This is a genomic window from Flavobacterium sp., assembly GCF_046153165.1.
Lineage (GTDB): Bacteria > Bacteroidota > Bacteroidia > Flavobacteriales > Flavobacteriaceae > Flavobacterium.
In genome coordinates this window covers 1-21,157 of sequence record NZ_JBJXEN010000101.1, presented here as the reverse complement: position 1 = coordinate 21,157, position 21,157 = coordinate 1, and the positions used below count along the sequence as shown (strand labels likewise).

The window sequence follows — 21,157 nt, the reverse complement described above, 5'->3', positions numbered from 1 at the left end:
TCCCAAATTTAGTAAAATATGAAACACCTAAAAAAAACACTTCCGTTAGTGTTGATTATTTGTGCAATTTTTTCTGTAAATGCACAAGAAGCAGAAAGTCGTTCTATGGACGAAATTATGAATGCACCAAATCCAGAAAAATACAAAGAGCTTAATTTAAACAATAGAAATCTTACGAAACTCCCTATCGAAATTAGTAGGTTTGTGAATATTGAAAAACTGTGGTTAAACTATAATAATTTACAGTCGTTACCTATTGAATTAGTAAAACTGACTAAGTTAAGGGAGTTGTATATAAATAATAACCTACTTGTTAGATTTCCAATAGAAATTGGAAAAATACCAAGCTTAGAAAAATTAGAAATACAGAAGAATAAATTAGAATATATTTCGCCTGTCATTGGCAGGTTGGTTAAACTAAGAAAGCTAAACTTGTCTTTTAACAAAATTGAAAGTATTCCCCTTGAAATTTCAACGTTAAATAGCTTAACTGAGCTAGTTCTTTTTGACAATAAAGTAAAAGAAATCCCATTAGAAATAGGGTCATTATCTAAATTGAAAGTTTTAAACTTACAAAAAAACACTATTGCTATTTTGCCTTCAGAAATAGGTAGCTTATCTAGTTTGACAACACTTAATCTTAAAGAGAATTTAATTTCTGTTATTCCAGTTGAGGTTGGAAAGCTAATTAATTTGACAAGTTTAACTTTAGATAAAAATCAAATTAGAAAATTTCCTGTCGAATTATGTACACTAACCAATTTAACATTATTAGATTTAGATGGAAATTTACTTAAAACTCTTCCGCCAGAAATTGTGAATTTCATTAATATGAAAGAACTTTATTTAGGGGTTAATCCATGGGTTAGCCTTCCTGAAACTACGTATTCTTTTTTAGAAAAGCTAGAATTTGGGCAATCTGAAAGTGTTAGGAAAATCATTAAAACAAAAATCTAATTACTAAAAAAAATGCCTCACAATTTGTGAGGCATTTTAGTTTCAATATAAAAAGATTACTTTTTAACGAATTTTTTAGTTAGTGTTTTTTCTCCATCATTTAGTTCAAAAATGTAAAGTCCAGATTCAAGATTAGAAATGTTAATTTCACCTTGATTAAGGTTTCCTGATTTTACATCTTGCCCAATCATGTTGTAAATTCTATAAGTTGTTTTTCTGTTATCAATCACAGAAACATTCAACACGTTTTCTACAGGATTAGGATATAAATTAAATGATAATCCTTCAATGTCGTTAACTGATGATATTGCAGTTACAGCAAAAGCAGCTGTGATGTTTACGGTATAATCTTCAACTTGACCATAAGTAAATGATTCACAAGAGGTAGGAATAGCGTTATACTTCATAGAAACTCTCATCCTAGTTGCTCCTAATGTTGCGGTAGCAGGAACAGTAAATGATCCAGTAGCTGGTGTTGCTGTTGAAGCTGCTTTAGAGAAAACTAATTCTCCTGCATCTGTAAACAATCCGTTTTTGTTATAATCAATCCAAACGGCATAACCTTCTGCATAAACTGTCGATGTCCAAGATGGTGTGATAGTAATTGTATTTGCAGTAGATCTAACTAGGTTAGTAGATAAAGCAGTAAAGTTTTCATAACCAGTTGTTCCAGTTGACGTATTACTTATAGATCCTAAAACAACTTTTCCTATTTTTTCATCAGCTGTATTTGTGCTTGCAGAAGTACAGTAAGTAACTGCCGAACCAGCTAAAGTTGTAACACTTACAGCATTACTTGCAGCTGAAAGATTACCCGCTGCATCTTTAGCTTTTACAGTAAATGTATAAGCAGTGGAGCCTGTAAGTCCTGATATTGTTGCAGTTGTTCCTGTTACTGTTGTTGCTAAAGTAGCTCCGTTATAAACATTATATCCTGTTACAGCAACATTATCTGTAGATGCTGTCCAAGATAAATTAGTAGAAGATGATGTTGTTCCTGAAGCGGCTAAACTAGCTGGGACAGAAGGAGCAACAGTATCTGCGGAACCTGCATAAGCAGCTCCAATTCCTACTGCGTAAAACGCATTTGTAGTTGCAATAACTTCTGCAGAACCGGCTCCATATAAATCTATTGCTGATTGAATTCCAGATGTTCTTGCACTTGCATAAGTTGAATTTGCAGTTAAATAAACACTTTCTAAACGATAGGCAATTTTAGCGGCTTTAGTAATTGTTATTCCTGTAACATTGTAGGTACTTCCAATATCATTTGTGCCAGATTTCCCAACAGATAAAATATAAAACCAATGGTTTAATACCCCAGAGTTTGTGTGTACTCCACCAGAATCTGCAGTTCCTGTATACCATTTTAATCCTTTGTAAGTATCAGGTTGGTTTTCGGTTTTTGGATTACTCATTGAACGTAATGATAAGTGACCAGATCTTCTTTCAATATCTTCACCAATTAACCAAATTGATTTTGTTGGTGCAGCATTGTTTTCTATACAAGCTCCCCAGATATCTGAAAAAGCTTCATTCATTGCTCCTGATTCATTTTGGTATGTTAAGTTTGCAGTATAAGTACATACAGCATGACCAATTTCATGACCAGCAACATCAATCGCAGTTAGGATATCAAAACCTCCTGTGCCACTTCCATCTCCGTATGTCATTACGCTCCCATTCCAAAAAGCATTATTGTTATCAGGATATCCAGCAGCTATTAGGTTGTAATGAACATAACTTTTAATTTTTGCTCCTGCATTATCATAACTATTTCTAGCGTGAACAGTAGACCAATAATCATAGGTTTTTTCAGCACCCCAATGTGCATCTAAAGCACCGTTGTCTTTATTAGTATTATTAAATTCGGTTGCAGTCCAATTGTTATCTACATCTGTAAAGTTTGTAGTAGGATAAGTTGCTGTTCTGGCTGAGTTAAATGTTTGTACTCCTAATCCTCTCGTAGCATCTGATAAGATATATGAAGAACCACTTAAAGTTGTTTGAATGCTTTGTGTTCCGCTATAGCGAGTAGCTGCATTTGCTGCTACAAAAGCCAAATTATTATTTTTTGTATTTTTCTCATCTGAAGCAACAGATTTTCCACCATGGCTATATTCGCCTAAGTGTTTGATTGTTGCGTTATAAAATAAACGTTCACCAGTATTGGCATCAATATACAAGTCACCACGACTAATAGGATTTGTTGCATATATGTCAAATTTGTAAGCTAAACGTAAATCGTCTGTAGCTCTTTTTTGACCTTGTTCTGGCATGACTGGTAATAAAACCAATTCTCCTTGTGGTTTTTTATAACCTATATTATCTGCGTCTGATTGGTTTTCCCACAAATAATGTTTTGCTCCAATATAGCTTAGCGCTTTATTAAAAGCTGATTCAGCAGACATTGATGGAACAATATTTATATCCTTGATATTATAAAATTCACCACTCATAGAGGCTACTTTGCCATTTTTTGAGTGTAATGTGTAAGTTGAAAATTCTACTTTAATTCCTTGGTGAAATAATTGAAATTTCTCGTGGGTAAATCCTTGTGGATCTGATTCATTTTTAATTTTAGAAAAGGATTCGTTTTGTTTTAGACCCAATTGATCTTTAAAGACTTGTTGAAAATCAGAACTTTTATAAGTTGATTTTTCATTAAATGTAATTAAGTTTGGCAAACCGTTTTCGCCAGAAGATTTTTGATTTACGTTTTTATCCTTTTCTTGAGCAAAACTGGATAGCGTAAATAAGGACAACGCAAACACTGAGGCAACGCCTCTGAATTGTTTTTTCATAATTAATTTGGTTTTTGGTTGGTTAGTATTATAAAAATGTAAAACTATTTTGTTTATATAAATTATTTTACGGGTTTTCCTCACATTGTGTTAAAATTTAACCGTAAAGCTATAATTTATAAAAAAATAGAATAAAATATGTTTTTATAAAATGCAGGACGAATCTATTAAATAATTGTGAATAAACTAAAATTAATTAATTTATTTTAAAATTTTCTTAATATAATCGATAAAATGAAGTCAATAATCGATAAAATGTAAAATAATAAGTTTTTAAAAACTCTTAAAAAAAATAGCAATACTAAAAAGTATTGCTATCTATAAAAAATTATTTAAGTATATTTTATATTACCATCTCGGGAATTTCTCCATCTATAATTAACGTTGCTTCGGTGGCTTTTATAATGTCATCTACTGAAACTCCTGGTGCGCGTTCTAGTAATCTAAATCCTTTTGGTGTAATTTCCAAAACGGCTAATTCTGTAACTACTTTTTTTACACAACCAACTCCGGTTAGTGGTAAAGTACATTTTTTTAGGATTTTACTTTCGCCTGCTTTATTTACATGCATCATGGCAACGATAATATTTTCGGCAGAAGCAACTAAATCCATTGCTCCTCCCATTCCTTTTACCATTTTTCCTGGAATTTCCCAGTTGGCAATATCACCATTCTCAGAAACTTCCATAGCTCCCAAAATCGTTAAATCTACTTTTTGTGCACGAATCATTCCGAAACTAAAAGCAGAATCGAAGAAACTAGCACCTGGCAATGTGGTAATGGTTTGTTTTCCTGCGTTGATAATATCAGCATCTTCTTCACCTTCGTATGGGAAAGGTCCCATTCCTAGTACTCCATTCTCACTTTGAAATTCGACTGAAATATCCTCACGAACATAATTAGCCACTAGAGTTGGAATTCCAATTCCTAAGTTTACGAAATAATTGTTTTGTACTTCTTGCGCAATGCGTTTTGCAATTTGATTTTTATCTAAAGCCATAATTATCTTGTTCTAACGGTGCGTTGTTCTATTCTTTTTTCAAATTTTTCCCCTTGAAAAATACGATTGACCATAATTCCGGGAATATGAATTTGATTTGGATCTAATGCTCCAGCTTCTACTAATTCTTCGACTTCAGCAATGGTTATTTTTGCTGCACCAGCCATGCATGAATTAAAGTTTCTGGCCGTTCCTTTAAAAATTAAGTTTCCAGCTGTGTCACCTTTCCAAGCTTTTACTATAGAAAAATCAGCTTTATAAGCAAGTTCCATAATGTGCATTTTGCCGTTAAATTCTCTAGATTCTTTTCCTTCAGCCACTTCGGTTCCGAAACCTGCTGGCGTAAAAAATGCTGGAATTCCTGCTTGTGCAGATCTGCATTTTTCGGCAAGTGTGCCTTGTGGTGTGAGTTCGACTTCAAGTTCTCCTGATAACATTTGGCGTTCGAACTCGGCATTTTCTCCTACGTAAGATGAAATCATTTTTTTGATTTGGTGTTTTTCTAAGAGTAAACCTAGTCCGAAACCATCGACTCCCGCATTGTTAGATATACAAGTTAGTTCTTTTATATCTTTTTTTACTAGTTCGGCAATGCTGTTTTCCGGGATTCCGCAAAGTCCGAAACCACCTAACATGATAGTTTGTCCGTCTTGTATATCTTGTAATGCTTCTTGTACATTACTTACTTTTTTGTATATCATTTTTATTGACTTACATTTTATTTTAGTACTTGTTTTTACCTTTTTGCCCTAGCCCTGATAGTAGTGAAATCCTTTTTCTTTAAAAAGTAAAAGATTACTTCACTTAACGTTTATTTAAATGGAGTTCAGTGAACTTCGTTTGGAACGGATAGCAGGATTAGCTCCTAATAATTAAATACCAAATTCGTCTGTGTTTTGTTCTTCTGGTTTTACTGCTGTTGAATCTCTCGCTGTAGTGTCTCGAATTACTCTTCTTTCGGTGGCACAATCGACATTTATCGTTAGGTTTTTTGGGCGTTCAAAATCTTCTTTAGAGACATGTAAATTAGGATCAGCATAACATTTTTTCATAAATAACCCCCAAATAGGCAATGCCATAGTGGCTCCTTGTCCGTTTGCGATGGTTCTAAAATGTGCAGAACGGTCTTCGTTTCCTACCCAAACACCTGTCACAAGATTGGGAACCATTCCCATAAACCAACCATCTGATTGATTTTGTGTGGTTCCTGTTTTCCCCGCAATTGGATTTGTAAATCCGTACGGATATCCTGTTACACGTTTGTAAGCATAACCTCCTGAACCTGTTCCTCTTAGTCTAGCTCCTGAACCAGATTCTGTAACTCCTTCTAATAATTTGATTACTGCATAAGCAATATCTTTACTAAGTACATCTCTAGATTCCATTTTTGGTTCGTAGATAACGTTTCCGTTTTTGTCTTCTATTTTCGAAATCACTTGTGGTTTCATGTATATTCCTTGGTTGGCAAATGTGCTATAAGCTGCTACCATATCTTTTACAGTAATATCGACAGCTCCCAATGCGATAGATGGTTGCGATGGAATTTCGGAATTTACACCTAGTTTTCTCATTAAAGCAATGACTGCATCTGGTCCTGTTTTGTCTATTAGTTTTGCCGAAACAGTATTAATAGAATTTGCTAATGCTTTTTTAAGCGTTACCATGCCTCGGTATTTTCCGTCAGAATTCCTTGGTTCCCAGTCTTCGGTTACGTTGTGTTTCCCTTTGCGAATTATAAATGGTCCGTCGATAATTGTATCACACGGTGACATTCCTAATTGTTCGATCGCAGTTGCATACACAAATGGTTTGAATGTAGATCCTACCTGACGTGCTCCTAAGCCTACGTGATCGTACTGAAAATATCTGTAATCGATACCACCAACCCAAACTTTTACTTGCCCTGTTTGTGGCTCCATAGACATTACTCCTGGTTGCAAGAAATGTTTGTAATATCTAATAGAATCCATTGGAGTCATTTCGACATCTTTGTCTCCGTCCCAAGTAAACACAGTCATTTTAGTTTTGATACTAAATGATTTTATAATTTCATCTTCGTCTTTTCCTTCTTCCGACATGATTCTCCAACGCTCTGTGTTTTTCATAGAACGCATCATCAATTTGTCTATTTCTGGTTGCGTAATTCTAATAAATGGTGCAGTTTTGTTTTGTTTGGCTTCTAAGAAAAACTCTTCTTGTAAGTTTTTTAAATGCTCTTTTACCGCTTCTTCGGCGTACAATTGCATTCTAGAATCGATAGTGGTATATATTTTTAATCCATCTGAATAAATATTATAATCGGAACCATCTTCTTTTTTGTTTTCTAAAGCCCATTTTTTCATATAATCGCGAAGATACTCACGGAAATAAGTAGCTGAACCTTCGTTATATTTTTCGGGTGTAAAAGTTAACACAATCGGTTTGCTTTGGTATTTTTCTTTATCTGATGTAGATAAACAACCATTTTTCTCCATTTGTTTTAGAACCACATTTCTGCGTTCTCTTACTTTTTCTTCTCTTCGCAAAGGATTAAATAACGATGGATTTTTTAGCATTCCTACTAACATGGCAGCCTCATCGACTGTTAGTTGTTTAGGCTCTTTAGCAAAATATACTTTTGATGCAGAACGAATTCCTACTGCAGTATTAATAAAATCGGCTTTATTAAGATACATAGCAATAATTTCATCCTTTGTATACTGACGTTCTAGACGAATAGCAATAATCCATTCTTTTACTTTTTGAATCATTCTAAAAGGCAGAAATTTAGAGCCTTCTCCGTGAAAAAGTAATTTTGCTAATTGTTGTGTTAATGTACTTGCTCCGCCTCGTCTTCCTAAGCTTAAAGTGGCGCTTAAGGTTCTTTTTCCGTCAATTCCTGAATGTTCTCTAAAACGTTCATCTTCGGTAGATATTAAAGCATCTACCAAATGTTTGGGTAAATCTTTGTATTTTATTGGTGTTCTGTTTTCGTTGTAAAACTTACCTAGTGTTACACCGTCGGCAGAAATTATTTCGGTAGCAAGATTAGATTCTGGGTTTTCTAACTCAGAAAATGAAGGCATTGAGCCAAAAAGACCCCAAGAGGCAAATAGAAAAAACAATAATATTCCGCCAAAAGCGATGAAGAAATATTTCCAAAACTTTTTCACATATTGTGAATAATCTGGTTTGCGAGTATTCAGTTTTTGTGCCATTTTTTTATTGTTTTTCTAACGATTCTATTCTAAAACCTATTTCTGTAATTCCGTCTAATTTTTCAACTCCTTTTACTTTTCCAGTTTGCCTTACAGCTTGTTGTATAGAGAGTTTATATTTTCCTTTTTTTGGAAACATCATTTTTTCTTTATACCACAATTTACTTTCTTTTATATCGGAAAATCCTTCGCCAAGAAGACTTCCGTCTGGATTTGCCATTTGATATTCTAATGTATCAATTTTTGTTAAGCCATCTGGATGTTCTAATTTAACAATCAAAAATAAATTACTAAATTCATAATCATCGTTGTCACGAATGTTAATGAACAAATTATAAGGTTTTTTTGAAACCTCTTGGTTGAAAGTAAAATTGATGATGCTGTTTTTTTTCCAACCATCTTCAAAGGTATGATACTCATCAAAAACTTGAGATTTGTCGCACGAAATAAATCCAAAAGCGACAAAAAACAATAAAAAACTATTTGTTAGAATCTTTCTTTTCATTTCTAATTTTTGGGCCGTTTGTGTTTGGTTTATTTTGGTTTTGGTTATTCTGGTTTGAATTAGGAGTAATTTTTTGAATTACCTTTGGAGCTGCATTTGTATTTTTTTCTTTACCAGCAACTTCTGGGCGACGATTTTTATTGTTTTTCTTGTTATTATTACTCTTTTTAGGCTGGTCAAAACGAGTTAAACTATCTTGCCCCATTGCATTTTGAAAAGTTTTCTCTACTGCTGGTTTTTCAATCTCGATAGCAAAGTCTTCTAATGCAGAGACTTTAATTTTTTGTTTATTTTGCTCTATGATTTCTTTAACTTGAGCAACTTTAAGAATATGCCATTGCGCAAAATTCCCTATGTAAGCAAACCACATTAATCCCTTAAAAATATCTATTTTTTGGCAAATTGCATCGCCTTTTTCGGTAGAAAGTTTGGTTTCCATGTCTGGAATATCTTTCAGAGCATCCATATAAGTATCTAACTCATAATTCAAACAACATTTTAGTTTTCCGCATTGTCCTGCTAGCTTTTGAGGATTTAATGATAATTGTTGGTAACGTGCTGCCGATGTATTTACACTTCTAAAATCGGTTAACCAAGTAGAACAACACAACTCACGACCACAAGAACCAATTCCTCCCAAACGAGCGGCTTCTTGACGAAAACCAACTTGTTTCATTTCGACTCTTGTACTAAATGCAGAGGCAAAATCACGAATTAATTGTCTGAAATCGACTCTATCTTCTGCGGTATAATAAAAAGTGGCTTTAGATCCATCACCTTGAAATTCTATATCCGAAATTTTCATTTGGAGTTTTAAACCTATTGCAATTTCTCGAGCTCTAACCTTCATAGGTTCTTCTTTATCACGAGCTGTGCTCCAAATATCGATGTCTTTCTGAGATGCTTTTCGGTATATTTTTGGTATTTCACCTTCGTGATTTACTGCTTTTTTCTTCATTTGTACTTTAACCAATTCCCCTGTTAAAGTCACAATTCCTATATCATGTCCTGGAGAAGCCTCGGTCGCCACAATATCTCCAATACTAAGAGTTAGCTTTTCTGAGTTACGATAAAATTCCTTTCTTCCGTTTTTAAAACGAATTTCCACACAATCGAAAGGTGCTTGTCCTCCTGGTAAAGTCATGTTAGAAAGCCAATCGAAAACAGTTAATTTGTTGCAGCTATCGGTGCCGCAAGTCCCATTATTTTTACACCCCTTTGGTGCACCACCATCGGAAGTTGAACAACTTGTACATGCCATAATTTTGAATATATATTGGTCATTCCGATTTTGAATCGGAACTACTTTTAGTAAAACGTTTTGAGTGTAAAGATAGTATTTTTTAGTTTGAAGATTTTGTTAAACAAAAAAAAACCTTTTGTTCGTTTATTTACAAAAGGTTTATTTACAAAAGACTTCTTTTTTTATGTTTCTTTAATAGTAATAATATTGACTGGGCATGCCTTTACAGCTAATTCACAATTTTCTACAATGGTATGATCAGATGATTTTAAAGTGTAAAAACCTTTGGCATTTTGCGAATGAATAAGTACCGATTTTCCGTCTTTTTTAGACATCTGAAATTGTATTGGTGCCATTTCTACACAATAATTACAGCCAATACATTTGTCTCTTTGTAGCGTAACAATGACCATTAGTTTTCTACGATTTTGTACATTTTATCCGACAATCTGATTCTAAAAGGCACTCTTAATGTACAACTATCTCCTTTAGTTGCTTTTTCAGCATCTATATCATTAACAAACATTTCTTCAATTATTAATTCTTGAGCTCCAGTACTTGAGCCTGTAATTAAAATTTTATCTCCTTTTTTGATATCGTATGCTTCGATTTTAAATTCAGCAATATTTGCTTTCGGAAAATAATGAACTCCTTTGCCTACATATACTTTCTTTTGCGTTGCGTTAGATCCAGAAGTATTACTCCATTCTCCTAATTTTTGTCCTAGATAATACCCGCTCCAAAAACTACGATTGTAAACAGTAGCAAGTTCTTCCATCCAAATACTGATTTTTTCTTTGGTGAAAGTACCTTCATAATAAGCATCGATAGCTTCTCGGTATGTTTTAATTACAGTAGCTACATATTCTGGGGCGCGACCACGACCTTCAATTTTGAGAACTTGAATTCTAGCATCAATCACTTGATCAAGAAAATCGATGGTACACAAATCTTTAGGAGACATTAAATATTCGTTATCCACTTCGATTTCAAATCCAGTTTCCTGATCGATAACCGTATATTTTTTTCGACAATTTTGTTTGCAAGCACCACGATTTGCAGAGGAATTATTTGAATGTAAACTCAAGTAACATTTTCCAGAAACTGCCATACACAAAGCACCATGACCGAAGATTTCAATTTCTACTAAATTCCCACTTGGTCCTTTGATTTGGTCTTTTATAATATCGTCGGTAATTTTTTTAACTTGACGCAAACTCAACTCCCGAGAAAGGACAATTGTGTCGGCAAATAAACTGTAAAACTTTACAGTTTCTATATTAGTAACATTCAATTGGGTTGAAATATGAACTTCGATTCCCATCGTTTTTGCAGTCATAATTACCGCTTGATCGGAAGCGATTACTGCTGTAATTCCAACTTCTTTAGCCTTAGTTAATAATGTTTTTACGACAGATAAATCATGATCGTAAATAATGGTGTTTAAAGTCAGATAGGTTCTAACATTTTTTTCTTTGCATCGGCGAGCAATTTCTGGTAAATCGTCTAAAACGAAATTTACTGTTGCTCGGGCTCGCATATTTAATTGTTCTACACCAAAATAAATAGAATCACAACCGTTATCTAAAGCTGCTTGCATCGATTCGAAATTTCCGGCTGGAGCCATTAGCTCAATTCTTCCAGAGGTTGTCATTAGCTAATGATTTTAAATAATGTATCTGACAAACGCACTCTAAAAGGAATTTCAAAAGTTACTTTATCGCCTAGTTTTGCTTTTGTACTTTCAATTCCATTAACAAACATTTTTTCTAGAATTAATTCTTCATTTCCAGTAGTTGGCCCAGAAATTAATATTTTATCGCCAATGGTTAATTCTTTATTTTCAATAATAAAAAGCCCGACTTGTGCTTTTGCGTAATAATGTTCTACTTTTCCAATTAAGACTTTTTTCGTTTTAATTTTTTGACGAATATCGACCGAATTATTTGCGACAGCCAATGGTTTGTCTGACAACTCTCCAGAATGTTTGAACAATAATTTCTCGGATTTTCCTTTTCGGAAAACTTTATTTCCTACTTGAATTCCTCTTCTTAGTTTTACTTGTTCCACTAATGGCAAATGAATGGTATCTAAACATTCGGTAGAACAACAATTTTCCATAGCTATTTTACATTCTTCACATTGAATGAATAATAAATGACAACCGTCGTTCTCACAATTCGTATGATTGTCACACGGTTTTCCACATTGATGACATTGTGAAACAATATCATTAGTAATTCTTTCTCCTAAACGATGGTCGAAAACGAAATTTTTCCCAATGAATTTACTTTCAAGATTTTCTTCCTTAATCTGCTTAGCATAATTGATAATTCCGCCTTCTAATTGGAATACATTTTTAAATCCTTGATGTTTAAAATAAGCCGAAGCTTTCTCGCAACGAATACCACCTGTGCAGTACATGACTAGGTTTTTATCTTCTTTAAAATCTTTTAATTGTTCATTGATGATGGGTAATGATTCTCGAAAAGTCTCCACATCGGGAGTAATAGCGCCTTTAAAATGACCAATTTCGCTTTCATAGTGATTTCTAAAATCGACCACAATCGTATTGGGATCGTCTAATATTTGATTAAATTCATTGGCTTTCAAATGAACTCCGATATTCGTTACATCGAAAGTTTCGTCGTTTAATCCATCAGCTACAATTTTGTCACGGACTTTTACAGTCAGTTTCAAAAATGAATGATCATCATGTTCAACAGCGACATTTAATCGAATGTTTTTCATAAAGTCATACGCTTCTAATGTTTCGCGGAAAGCTTCAAAGTTTTCGGCAGGAACGCTCATCTGAGCATTAATTCCTTCTTTGGCTACATACGTTCGACCAAGAGCGTCGAGCTTGTTCCAAGCTATAAATAAATCGTCGCGAAATTGTTGTGGGTTTTCGATTTTGGCATACGCATAGAAAGACAACGTAAGGCGTTGTTTGCCAGCTTGATCTATCAGCTCGGCTCTTTCTTCTGCGCTTAAGGTGTTATACAGTTGCATGCTATAAACGTTTAAGTGAGAAATATGTTGTGAGTTCTAAATGGAAGAATTCGAGTGCAAATTTATAACTTTTTATATAACTTCAAACAATTTTCCAGGCAAAGGTCTCATCACACCTTTTAGTTCCATATTTAATAATAATGAAGATAATTTAAAAACAGGGAAATTACATTCAATGGCGATGGTATCCATGAGTTCTTTGCCGTTTTTTTGAAGGAAATCATAAATTAACTGTTCCTCGGGTTCGAGGGTAACAAATAATTGTTTTTGTACTGATTTCTCTTTCCTTTCTAATTCCCAATTAAGAATATAAACTAAATCGGCAGCACTGGAAAGTAAATGTGCTCGTTGGGTTTTTATCAAATTATTACAACCTTGACTGTACTTATCGGAAATTCTTCCTGGAACAGCAAAAACATCTCGATTGTAATCATTTGCCATGTTTGCTGTGATGAGCGATCCGCCAGAGTCGGCACTTTCTATCACAATAGTTGCTTCCGATATTCCTGCCACAATACGATTTCTTCTTACAAAATTTTCTCTTTCGGGGCTAGAATTACTCCAAAATTCAGTCATAAAGCCGCCATTTTCTTCGACTTTAGACATGTGTTTTTTATGTGTTTTCGGGTATATTTGATTTAATCCGTGGGCAAGAACGCCAATAGTCTGCAAGTTATTTTCTAAAGCGGCTTGGTGTGCTACAATATCTACTCCGTAAGCAAAACCGCTAACAATTATTGGGTCGAGTGGTGCTAAATCGGCGATGAGTTTTTTACAAAAATCAATTCCGTAAGAGGTAATTTGTCTTGTGCCAACTATACTAATAATTCTTTTTTGTTTCAAGTTGATATTTCCCGCAGTAAATAGTAGTACAGGACCATCAATACAATGTTTTAATTTTTCGGGATAATTCTCCTCTTTAAAATAAGAAACAGTAATATTATTGTTTTGGATATATTTTAGTTCTATTTCGGCTTGTGCAAAAATAGTTTTGTCTTTTAGATTGTTTAATAAAGTTCTGCCTATTCCATCTACGGTGGCAAGTTGACTATTTTTAGCAGAAAAAATAGCTTCCGCAGAACCAAAGTGATTCAGTAACTTCTTAGCTATAATATCGCCAACTCCATCTACTTTTTGTAATGCTAATAAATAATGTAACTCAGTTTCTGTCATAAATTCTTTAAATATTTTTTCAAAGCACCAAATAAATGCAAAATTGTTAATAACATTTGTTAATAACATTTGTTAATAACATTATTTTTTTCGCTTGCGTTTTATAATTTTGCTTTAATGAATATAGCCGATCACATATCTCAATTATTATATCGTTTCCAGTGTGTTACCGTTCCTGGTTTTGGAGCTTTTTTAGCCGAAACTATTCCTGCAAACATACAAGAAAGTAATCAAACTTTTTATGCACCAAGGAAAGTAATTTCTTTTAATTCTCATTTAAAAAATAATGATGGATTATTAGCTAATCACATTTCGGTTTCAGAAAAAATGAGTTACGAGCAAGCTGTATTTGCTATTGAAAAAACTATTTTATTGTGGAAAAGTGAGCTAGAAAGTAATCGTTTTTTATTACTTAAAAACATTGGTGAACTAAGATTAAACCAAGAAAATAATTTGGTTTTTGAACCTTCAAATCATTTAAATTATTTGACGGCTTCTTTTGGATTAAGCTCATTTGTTTCTCCATTAATAAAAAGAGAGTTTTCGATTGCTAAAGCAGAAGAATTTGAAGAAAAAGAAGTTATTTATCAAATCTCAACTACTGAAAACAGAAGGTATTTAAATCCGTATTTAAAATATGCTGCTATTTTTATATTATCATTAGGTACAACAGGTTTTGGTTATAAAGCTTATATAAATCAGGCTGAACAACAGGAAACGCTTATCGTACAAGCCGATGTTCAGAAAGAAGTAAATGCTAAAATTCAAGAAGCTACTTTTTTTATAGATAATCCTGCAGTTACAATTTCTGAAATTGAAACTAAAAAAACATTGCCTTTTCATATAATGGCTGGCGCTTTTAGAAATGAAAGAAACGCTAATAAAGAATTAGAATTTTTAGTCTCTAAAGGTTATAATGCTAGAATTCTTGATAGGAATTCTAATGGTTTAATTCCTGTAGTTTACGGTAGTTTTGCTACTTATACCGAAGCGCAATACAAGATGACTCAAATACAAGATTCGATCAATCCTGCCGCTTGGCTTCTCATTCAGGAGTTATAATAAAATAAAAAGACTTATTTATATTTTAGCCACAAGTTTTCTAATTTGTGGCAATTTTTTTTCTGTAACATATACTTTCCGTTTATCTTTGCAAAAAAAATAATCTCATGCAAGCAAAATTTCCTTCAGAATCATTGACAATTCTTACAGATATGGTTTTACCAGGCGAAACCAACCCATTGAACAATCTTTTTGGAGGTGAATTATTAGCCAGAATGGATCGTGCGGCAAGTATATCTGCTAGAAGACATTCTCGTAGAATTACTGTAACAGCATCTGTAAATCATGTTGCTTTTAATAAAGCTATTCCTTTAGGAAGTGTAGTCACTGTTGAAGCAAAGGTGTCTAGAAGTTTTAGAACTTCGATGGAAATTTTTATTGACGTTTGGGTTGAAGATCGTGAATCTGGGAATAGAAGCAAAGCCAATGAAGCAATTTATACGTTTGTAGCTGTTGATGAAACTGGACATCCTGTCGAAGTTCCTGCAATTGATCCTCAAACCGACGAAGAAAAATCTAGATTTGATGCTGCTTTGCGAAGAAAACAATTAAGTTTAGTTCTAGCTGGAAAAATGAAACCGAGTGATGCAACTGAATTGAAAGCTTTGTTTTTGTAATAGATAAATTATTTTATTAAATCATCTCCATCAATTCTAGCGCCTTTTTAATACTTTTTACATTTTCGAAAGTTAATAGTAACCTCAACCCATTTTTGGTTTCTTTTTCTTTCATTTTGCACAATTGCGGTTGTTTTTGTACAAATTGTAATACTTGATGAAAACGTTTCGATTGGTAATAATCACTTTGCTGGTCTGACACAAAATAGCAAACCATTTTGCCTTGTTTTAGGATTAGTTTTTCAACCCCAATTTGGGTAGCAATCCATTTTATACGCAAACTATTTAATAAAGCAATGGCTTGTTTTGGCAAAGGACCAAAACGATCAATAAGTTGTTTTTCATATTCTAGTAATCCTTTTTCGTCTTTAATAATTGCTAATGCATTATACAAAGCCAAACGTTCGGTCACACTATTAATGTAATCGTCTGGGAACAATAATTCGAAATCAGAATCAATTTGTAAATCTTTTACATATTCCTTTTCTACCGTTTCGTCGTCGTTTTCATACAAATCCTTAAATTCATTTTCTTTAAGTTCTTCGATAGCTTCATTCATAATTTTCTGATAGGTATCAAAACCTATTTCGTTTATGAAACCGCTTTGTTCACCACCTAATAAATCTCCTGCACCACGAATTTCGAGATCTTTCATGGCAATATTTAAACCACTTCCCAGTTCCGAAAATTGCTCTAAAGCTTGAATTCGCTTTCTAGCATCTTCGGTCATGACAGAATAAGGAGGCGTAATAAAATAGCAAAAAGCTTTCTTATTGCTTCGACCCACTCGACCTCGCATTTGATGCAAATCGGATAATCCAAAATTATTTGCATTGTTAATAAAAATCGTATTCGCATTCGGTACATCTAATCCGCTTTCGATGATTGTTGTAGCGACCAGAACATCAAACTCACCTTCCATAAACGCCAACATGAGCTCTTCGAGTTTTTTACCGTCCATTTGTCCGTGACCAATACCCACTTTGGCATCAGGAACCAATCGCTGGATCATACCTGCGACTTCCTTAATATTTTCAATTCGATTATTAATGAAAAACACTTGTCCGCCACGTTCAATTTCGAAAGAAATAGCATCACGAATCGTTTCTTCATTAAAACCAACCACATTGGTTTCGATAGGATAACGATTGGGTGGTGGCGTGGTAATTACAGATAAATCTCTTGCTGCCATGAGCGAAAACTGTAAAGTTCTCGGGATTGGTGTTGCCGTTAGTGTTAATGTATCGACATTTTGAGTAATGGTTTTGAGTTTGTCTTTTACATTAACCCCAAATTTTTGTTCTTCGTCAACGATAAGTAATCCTAAATCTTTAAAAATTACATTTTTACTTACTAATTGATGCGTTCCTATAATAATATCAAGTCTTCCCGATTCTAAATCTTTTAGTGTTTCGGCTTTTTGTTTGGCAGTTCTAAATCGATTTACATAATTAATAGTCACTGGCATATCTTTTAACCTTTCGCTAAATGTGCGATAATGTTGGTATGCTAAAATGGTTGTTGGTACTAATATAGCAACTTGTTTTCCGTTATCTACCGCTTTAAATGCTGCGCGAATAGCGACTTCTGTTTTTCCGAAACCTACATCACCGCAAACCAATCTGTCCATTGGGCGATCACTTTCCATGTCGGCTTTTACTTCTTGTGTCGATTTTAACTGGTCTGGTGTATCTTCGTAAATAAAAGAACTTTCTAACTCGTGTTGCAAATAACTATCGGGTGCAAAAGCAAATCCTTTGTCTAATCTTCGTTTGGCATACAATTGAATTAAATTGAATGCAATATGTTTTACTCGGGCTTTGGTTTTTTGTTTTAAAGCTTTCCAAGCGCCAGAACCAAGTTTATAAATCTTGGGAGGTGAGCCATCTTTACCTGTATATTTTGAGATTTTGTGCAGCGAATGAATACTTACATATACAATATCATTATCAGCATACGCTAGTTTTATAGCTTCTTGTGTTTTGCCTTCAACTTGTATTTTTTGCAAGCCTCCAAATTTTCCAATTCCGTGGTCAATGTGCGTTACATAATCGCCAACTACCAGTGAAGTCAGTTCTTTTAGCGTTATGGTTTGTTTTTTTGAATAACCATTTTTGATGCTAAATTTATGATAACGCTCAAAAATTTGATGGTCAGTATAACAAGCAATTTGATTTTCTTCATCAATAAAACCTTGATACAATGGCAAAACAATAGTTTCGTATTGCTTGGTTATGGTTTCGTGATTTTGTTCATCAAGACTCTCAAAAATATCATGAAAACGTTTGGCTTGTTGCTGATTCGAACAAAACAAATAATTTTTGTAATTGTGTTCTTGGTTGTCTTTCAAATTATTTAACAACAAATCGAATTGTTTATTGAAAGAAGGTTGTGGTTTGATATGAAACTCGAAAGTTTCCGATGTTCTAAAAGTAGGTTTCGAAGCCGTTTCGACCACACAAAAATTTAAGGCTTGCTTGATGAATGCCTTCTGATTTAGAAATAATTGTTCTGGCGAAGCGTGCTTAATATCTTTGTTTAACTTCTCGAAAGTTTCTTCAGCTTTGCTAAATAATTTGTCAAGATGAGTTAATAATAAATCTGTATTTTGAATAAAAATAGTTGTTCTAGCATTTATATATTCTAGAAAACTTTCTCTATTTTCTTGTAAAAATTTATTTTCGAAATTGGGTATAATCGCAATTTTGTTTTTCTTTTCGATTGATAGTTGTGTGGCCACATCGAAAGTTCGAATGCTATCTACTTCGTTACCAAAAAACTCGATTCGGTACGGATTATCATTGGAAAAAGAAAATACATCTAAAATTCCGCCACGAACAGAAAATTCGCCAGGTTCTGTAATAAAATCGACTCTTTTGAATTCGTATTCAAATAAAACTTCATTTATAAAATCGATAGACACTTGGTCTCCAACCGAAATTTTTAAAGTATTTTTTTCTAATTCTTTCTTAGTTACCACTTTCTCAAAAATAGCTTCCGGATAAGAAACAATAATAGCTGGTTTTTTGCGAGAGTTTATTCTGTTTAAAACCTCTGATCGGAGTAAAATATTTGCATTGTCCGTATCCTCAATTTGATAAGGTCTTCTGTAAGAGCTCGGATAAAATAACACATCCTGATCGCCAACGAGCTGTTCTAAATCATTCAATATATAAGCAGCTTCTTCTTTTTCGTTACACAATAACAAAAAGGAATTTTCGCTTTTTGCAAACAAAGCTTGAATGACAAATGAAAATGAGGAACCAACCAATCCTTTAATATGAATTTTGTTGTCGCCAGTAATTGCTTTAGATAGATTAACAATTTTGGCTTGTTCGCTGTATTTTTTAGAGATGATTTCGGTGCTCAATGGAAATTATTTTATGCAAATATACTTTGACTTTTTATGCAAAAAAAATCCTGTCTCATTTCTACGATAAGACAGGATTTTTTATTGTACAAATGAAATTAAAAAATCACTTTTTTAGTTACTATTTGATTGTTTTCTAATTCGATTTTAATGATCAAAGCTTGGTTTTGTTTTCTGATACTTGCAATTGAAAATTTATTTTCTTTTACATTTTTTTCATCAAAAATTAAACGACCTAAAACATCATAAACTTGAATAGTTTTTATTTTTTCAGAAATAGAATTAATTTCAATTTCGTTATTACTTGTATTTACCAAAACTGAATTTGCAATTATAGTAAAACCATTGTTACTCAATAATGGGTTTTGGTAATGAATTTTAAGCCTAGAATTAAATATGCCAACTGCAGTATTAAAATTATATGGAGCAGTTTTTAAATTGTGATATGTTCCCAAGGCTGTATCTTCAATAAAAATATCTTGGGTATCAAAAAAAGGATTCACATGATCGATAGCAATGGTGTAATCGCCAGCAATTGTAGCATTGAATCCCAAGTCTATGACATCATTTATATCCCAAGGGTAAGAACGACCTTGTATTCCAAAACCAAAAGTATAAGGACTAATTAAAGAATAAAATGTAATGGCTCCTTCTGTAGAAGCCAATGCATCAGTTCCAAAATCGTAACCATTTGTTGCTAACTCTTCATATCCAAAAGCAATTTGTTTAAATGCGCCAGAAGTATTCGTTAGGTTAAGGTGAATGTAGTAATTTAGAGGAACTACTTGTGAGTTTTTGTAAAACTGAGAATTACTATTGGCAACTCTCATAATGTTTTTAAATGTTAAAGTTGTGGTGGTAGCTGCCGATGCGAAAAAACCTTGCCCTGCCGCTATAAATAATCCAGGCGCTGCTCCGCCAGATATAGCAGCTGTTCCCGTTGTTCTCGTTCTAATTGCATAATCATTAGTTGTAAATGAATTACCCGCAATTGCTGTATTATGTGTCCAAAAATACATAGTTCCTAGGTTAGAATTATCTAACAAACTAATTACACTAATTGCTGAAGGATAAGGATTTCCAATAAAATTATAATTTAACAAACCAGGATTAAACGCAATTACGGTTGTTGGAATATCGCCATTATTGGGCACACCAATAAATTCTCCGTTAAAAGTTTGAGGTGTCGTTGTGTAATCGTCTGGAGATCTAATAGCGTAGCCTCTTCCGGATTGCATCGTGTTTGTTGGGGATTCATTTACCCAATTGTTTATCGTCGAATCATAAGAGTGAAACCTACTAGGACTTGTTAGTGGAGAAAAACCTACTAGAGTTTCCCCTGCAACTGGTGTTGACCAATAGGTATATTCGAAAAATTTCATGGGAGACGAATCTCTTTTGTAATTTATATTTCCAGTGTTTATTGCAGTAGGATTTATTTGTAATAAACTAGCATTGGTTTCAAAAATTAAATTTGAACCAACAGCAACTGTAATATTGTTTTCAATAGTAAAAGTATGATTGCTAGCAATTGTTACTTGAGCACCTCCAGAAACTAAAACAGATTTTGCTGAAATATTTGAAGGCGATGTGTAATTTGCAGTAAAAATCACATCTTTTGTAATGTCTGGATCACCATTATCCCAAGAACCCGTCCAGGTGGTGGTTTGTGCTTGACTCATATTTGATAACAGAAGCATTATCAGAAATGAAAAAGCATAAAAATAGTTTGTATTGTAATTTTTAGTCATGTCTTTAATTTTTTACAAATATAAATATAATCTACTGAAAATCAGTAGATTTAACATTTTTATTTGGGTTATTTACTGGCTGTGAACCATTTAATGAGTTTAACATTTCTTGCTCTCCTTCTTCTTTCTGAATATGGCTACGACGCACAATTTCTTCTATTTGATCTTGAAAAGCAATTACCTCAATATTCAAGTCAGTAATCAAAGTAACTACTTTTTTTTCTGGAATTCTATCTAAATTTATAAAAGTATGTAGCGCTTTCACTTTTGTAATTATCGCCATCAGCCTACTTTTTATTTGTGGCTTGTTTATTCTTTCAGGGATAGTATTGTTTAAAACCTCAACTTTTTGAGTTAGATTTTTTGTTTTTCGTTGAAAAGCGCCAATTGTACCTTTTGGCTTTTGATATAATTCCGAAGTAAATAATCTCCATTCACTCCAGTTATTTGTGATGGCTTGCGCTTC

Annotated in this window: 16 protein-coding genes; 3 read left to right on the top strand and 13 right to left on the bottom strand. The window is 33.3% G+C overall.

Annotation, left to right across the window (positions count from 1 at the left end; genetic code table 11):
- Positions 1-18 precede the first annotated feature (18 nt).
- Complete coding sequence (locus ACKVOV_RS12165) at positions 19-957, top strand: leucine-rich repeat domain-containing protein (protein ID WP_409207028.1); 939 nt, start codon at positions 19-21, stop codon at positions 955-957.
- A 56-nt stretch (positions 958-1,013) separates the two neighbouring features.
- Here ACKVOV_RS12165 and ACKVOV_RS12160 read toward each other — a convergent pair whose 3' ends face one another.
- From ACKVOV_RS12160 to dprA, 10 genes are all read right to left on the bottom strand, one after another.
- Positions 1,014-3,761 (bottom strand): M4 family metallopeptidase, encoded by a 2,748-nt coding sequence (locus ACKVOV_RS12160; protein WP_409207027.1) that lies wholly within the window; start codon positions 3,759-3,761, stop codon positions 1,014-1,016.
- 343 nt (positions 3,762-4,104) lie between these two features.
- The gene (locus ACKVOV_RS12155) at positions 4,105-4,761 is read right to left on the bottom strand and encodes a 3-oxoacid CoA-transferase subunit B (RefSeq protein WP_409207026.1); all 657 of its coding nucleotides are present in this window, start codon (positions 4,759-4,761) and stop codon (positions 4,105-4,107) included.
- A gap of 2 nt (positions 4,762-4,763) precedes the next feature.
- Positions 4,764-5,462 carry a CoA transferase subunit A gene (locus tag ACKVOV_RS12150; protein ID WP_409207025.1) on the bottom strand — a complete coding sequence of 233 codons (699 nt, stop codon included), beginning with the start codon at positions 5,460-5,462 and terminating at the stop codon, positions 4,764-4,766.
- Positions 5,463-5,633: 171 nt separating this feature from the next.
- On the bottom strand, positions 5,634-7,958 hold the full coding sequence (locus tag ACKVOV_RS12145; RefSeq protein WP_409207024.1) for a penicillin-binding protein 1A: 2,325 nt from the start codon (positions 7,956-7,958) through the stop codon (positions 5,634-5,636).
- Between the two features lie 4 nt (positions 7,959-7,962).
- Positions 7,963-8,463, bottom strand: a complete 501-nt coding sequence (locus tag ACKVOV_RS12140; protein ID WP_409207023.1) for a gliding motility lipoprotein GldH — start codon at positions 8,461-8,463, stop codon at positions 7,963-7,965.
- Positions 8,438-9,724 carry a stage 0 sporulation family protein gene (locus ACKVOV_RS12135; RefSeq protein WP_409207022.1) on the bottom strand — a complete coding sequence of 429 codons (1,287 nt, stop codon included), beginning with the start codon at positions 9,722-9,724 and terminating at the stop codon, positions 8,438-8,440. Before ACKVOV_RS12135 ends, ACKVOV_RS12140 begins: the two co-directional genes overlap by 26 nt.
- A 164-nt stretch (positions 9,725-9,888) precedes the next feature.
- Positions 9,889-10,119, bottom strand: a complete 231-nt coding sequence (locus ACKVOV_RS12130) for a ferredoxin (protein WP_409207021.1) — start codon at positions 10,117-10,119, stop codon at positions 9,889-9,891.
- Positions 10,119-11,360: a peptidase U32 family protein gene (locus ACKVOV_RS12125; RefSeq protein WP_409207020.1), complete on the bottom strand. Its 1,242-nt coding sequence runs from the start codon at positions 11,358-11,360 to the stop codon at positions 10,119-10,121. Before ACKVOV_RS12125 ends, ACKVOV_RS12130 begins: the two co-directional genes overlap by 1 nt.
- Positions 11,360-12,718 carry a rhodanese-related sulfurtransferase gene (locus ACKVOV_RS12120; RefSeq protein ID WP_409207019.1) on the bottom strand — a complete coding sequence of 453 codons (1,359 nt, stop codon included), beginning with the start codon at positions 12,716-12,718 and terminating at the stop codon, positions 11,360-11,362. The genes ACKVOV_RS12125 and ACKVOV_RS12120 overlap by 1 nt, the downstream gene beginning before the upstream one ends.
- A 72-nt stretch (positions 12,719-12,790) precedes the next feature.
- Positions 12,791-13,891 (bottom strand): DNA-processing protein DprA, encoded by a 1,101-nt coding sequence (dprA, locus tag ACKVOV_RS12115; protein ID WP_409207018.1) that lies wholly within the window; start codon positions 13,889-13,891, stop codon positions 12,791-12,793.
- Positions 13,892-14,008: 117 nt separating this feature from the next.
- Here dprA and ACKVOV_RS12110 point away from each other — a divergent pair, with 117 nt between their 5' ends.
- Positions 14,009-14,953, top strand: coding sequence for an SPOR domain-containing protein (locus tag ACKVOV_RS12110; RefSeq protein WP_409207017.1), 945 nt, complete (start codon positions 14,009-14,011; stop codon positions 14,951-14,953).
- A 107-nt stretch (positions 14,954-15,060) separates the two neighbouring features.
- A complete protein-coding gene (locus tag ACKVOV_RS12105) occupies positions 15,061-15,570 on the top strand; it encodes an acyl-CoA thioesterase (RefSeq protein ID WP_409207016.1) in 510 nt (169 codons plus the stop codon).
- A 16-nt stretch (positions 15,571-15,586) separates the two neighbouring features.
- On the opposite strand, the gene mfd is transcribed toward ACKVOV_RS12105, so the two are convergent.
- The 3 genes from mfd to ACKVOV_RS12090 all read right to left on the bottom strand — a co-directional run.
- Positions 15,587-18,895: a transcription-repair coupling factor gene (gene mfd / locus ACKVOV_RS12100; RefSeq protein ID WP_409207054.1), complete on the bottom strand. Its 3,309-nt coding sequence runs from the start codon at positions 18,893-18,895 to the stop codon at positions 15,587-15,589.
- A 143-nt stretch (positions 18,896-19,038) separates the two neighbouring features.
- On the bottom strand, positions 19,039-20,691 hold the full coding sequence (locus ACKVOV_RS12095) for a T9SS sorting signal type C domain-containing protein (RefSeq protein WP_409207015.1): 1,653 nt from the start codon (positions 20,689-20,691) through the stop codon (positions 19,039-19,041).
- 31 nt (positions 20,692-20,722) lie between these two features.
- On the bottom strand, positions 20,723-21,157 hold a 435-nt coding region (locus ACKVOV_RS12090; protein WP_409207014.1), incomplete at its 5' end, for a hypothetical protein.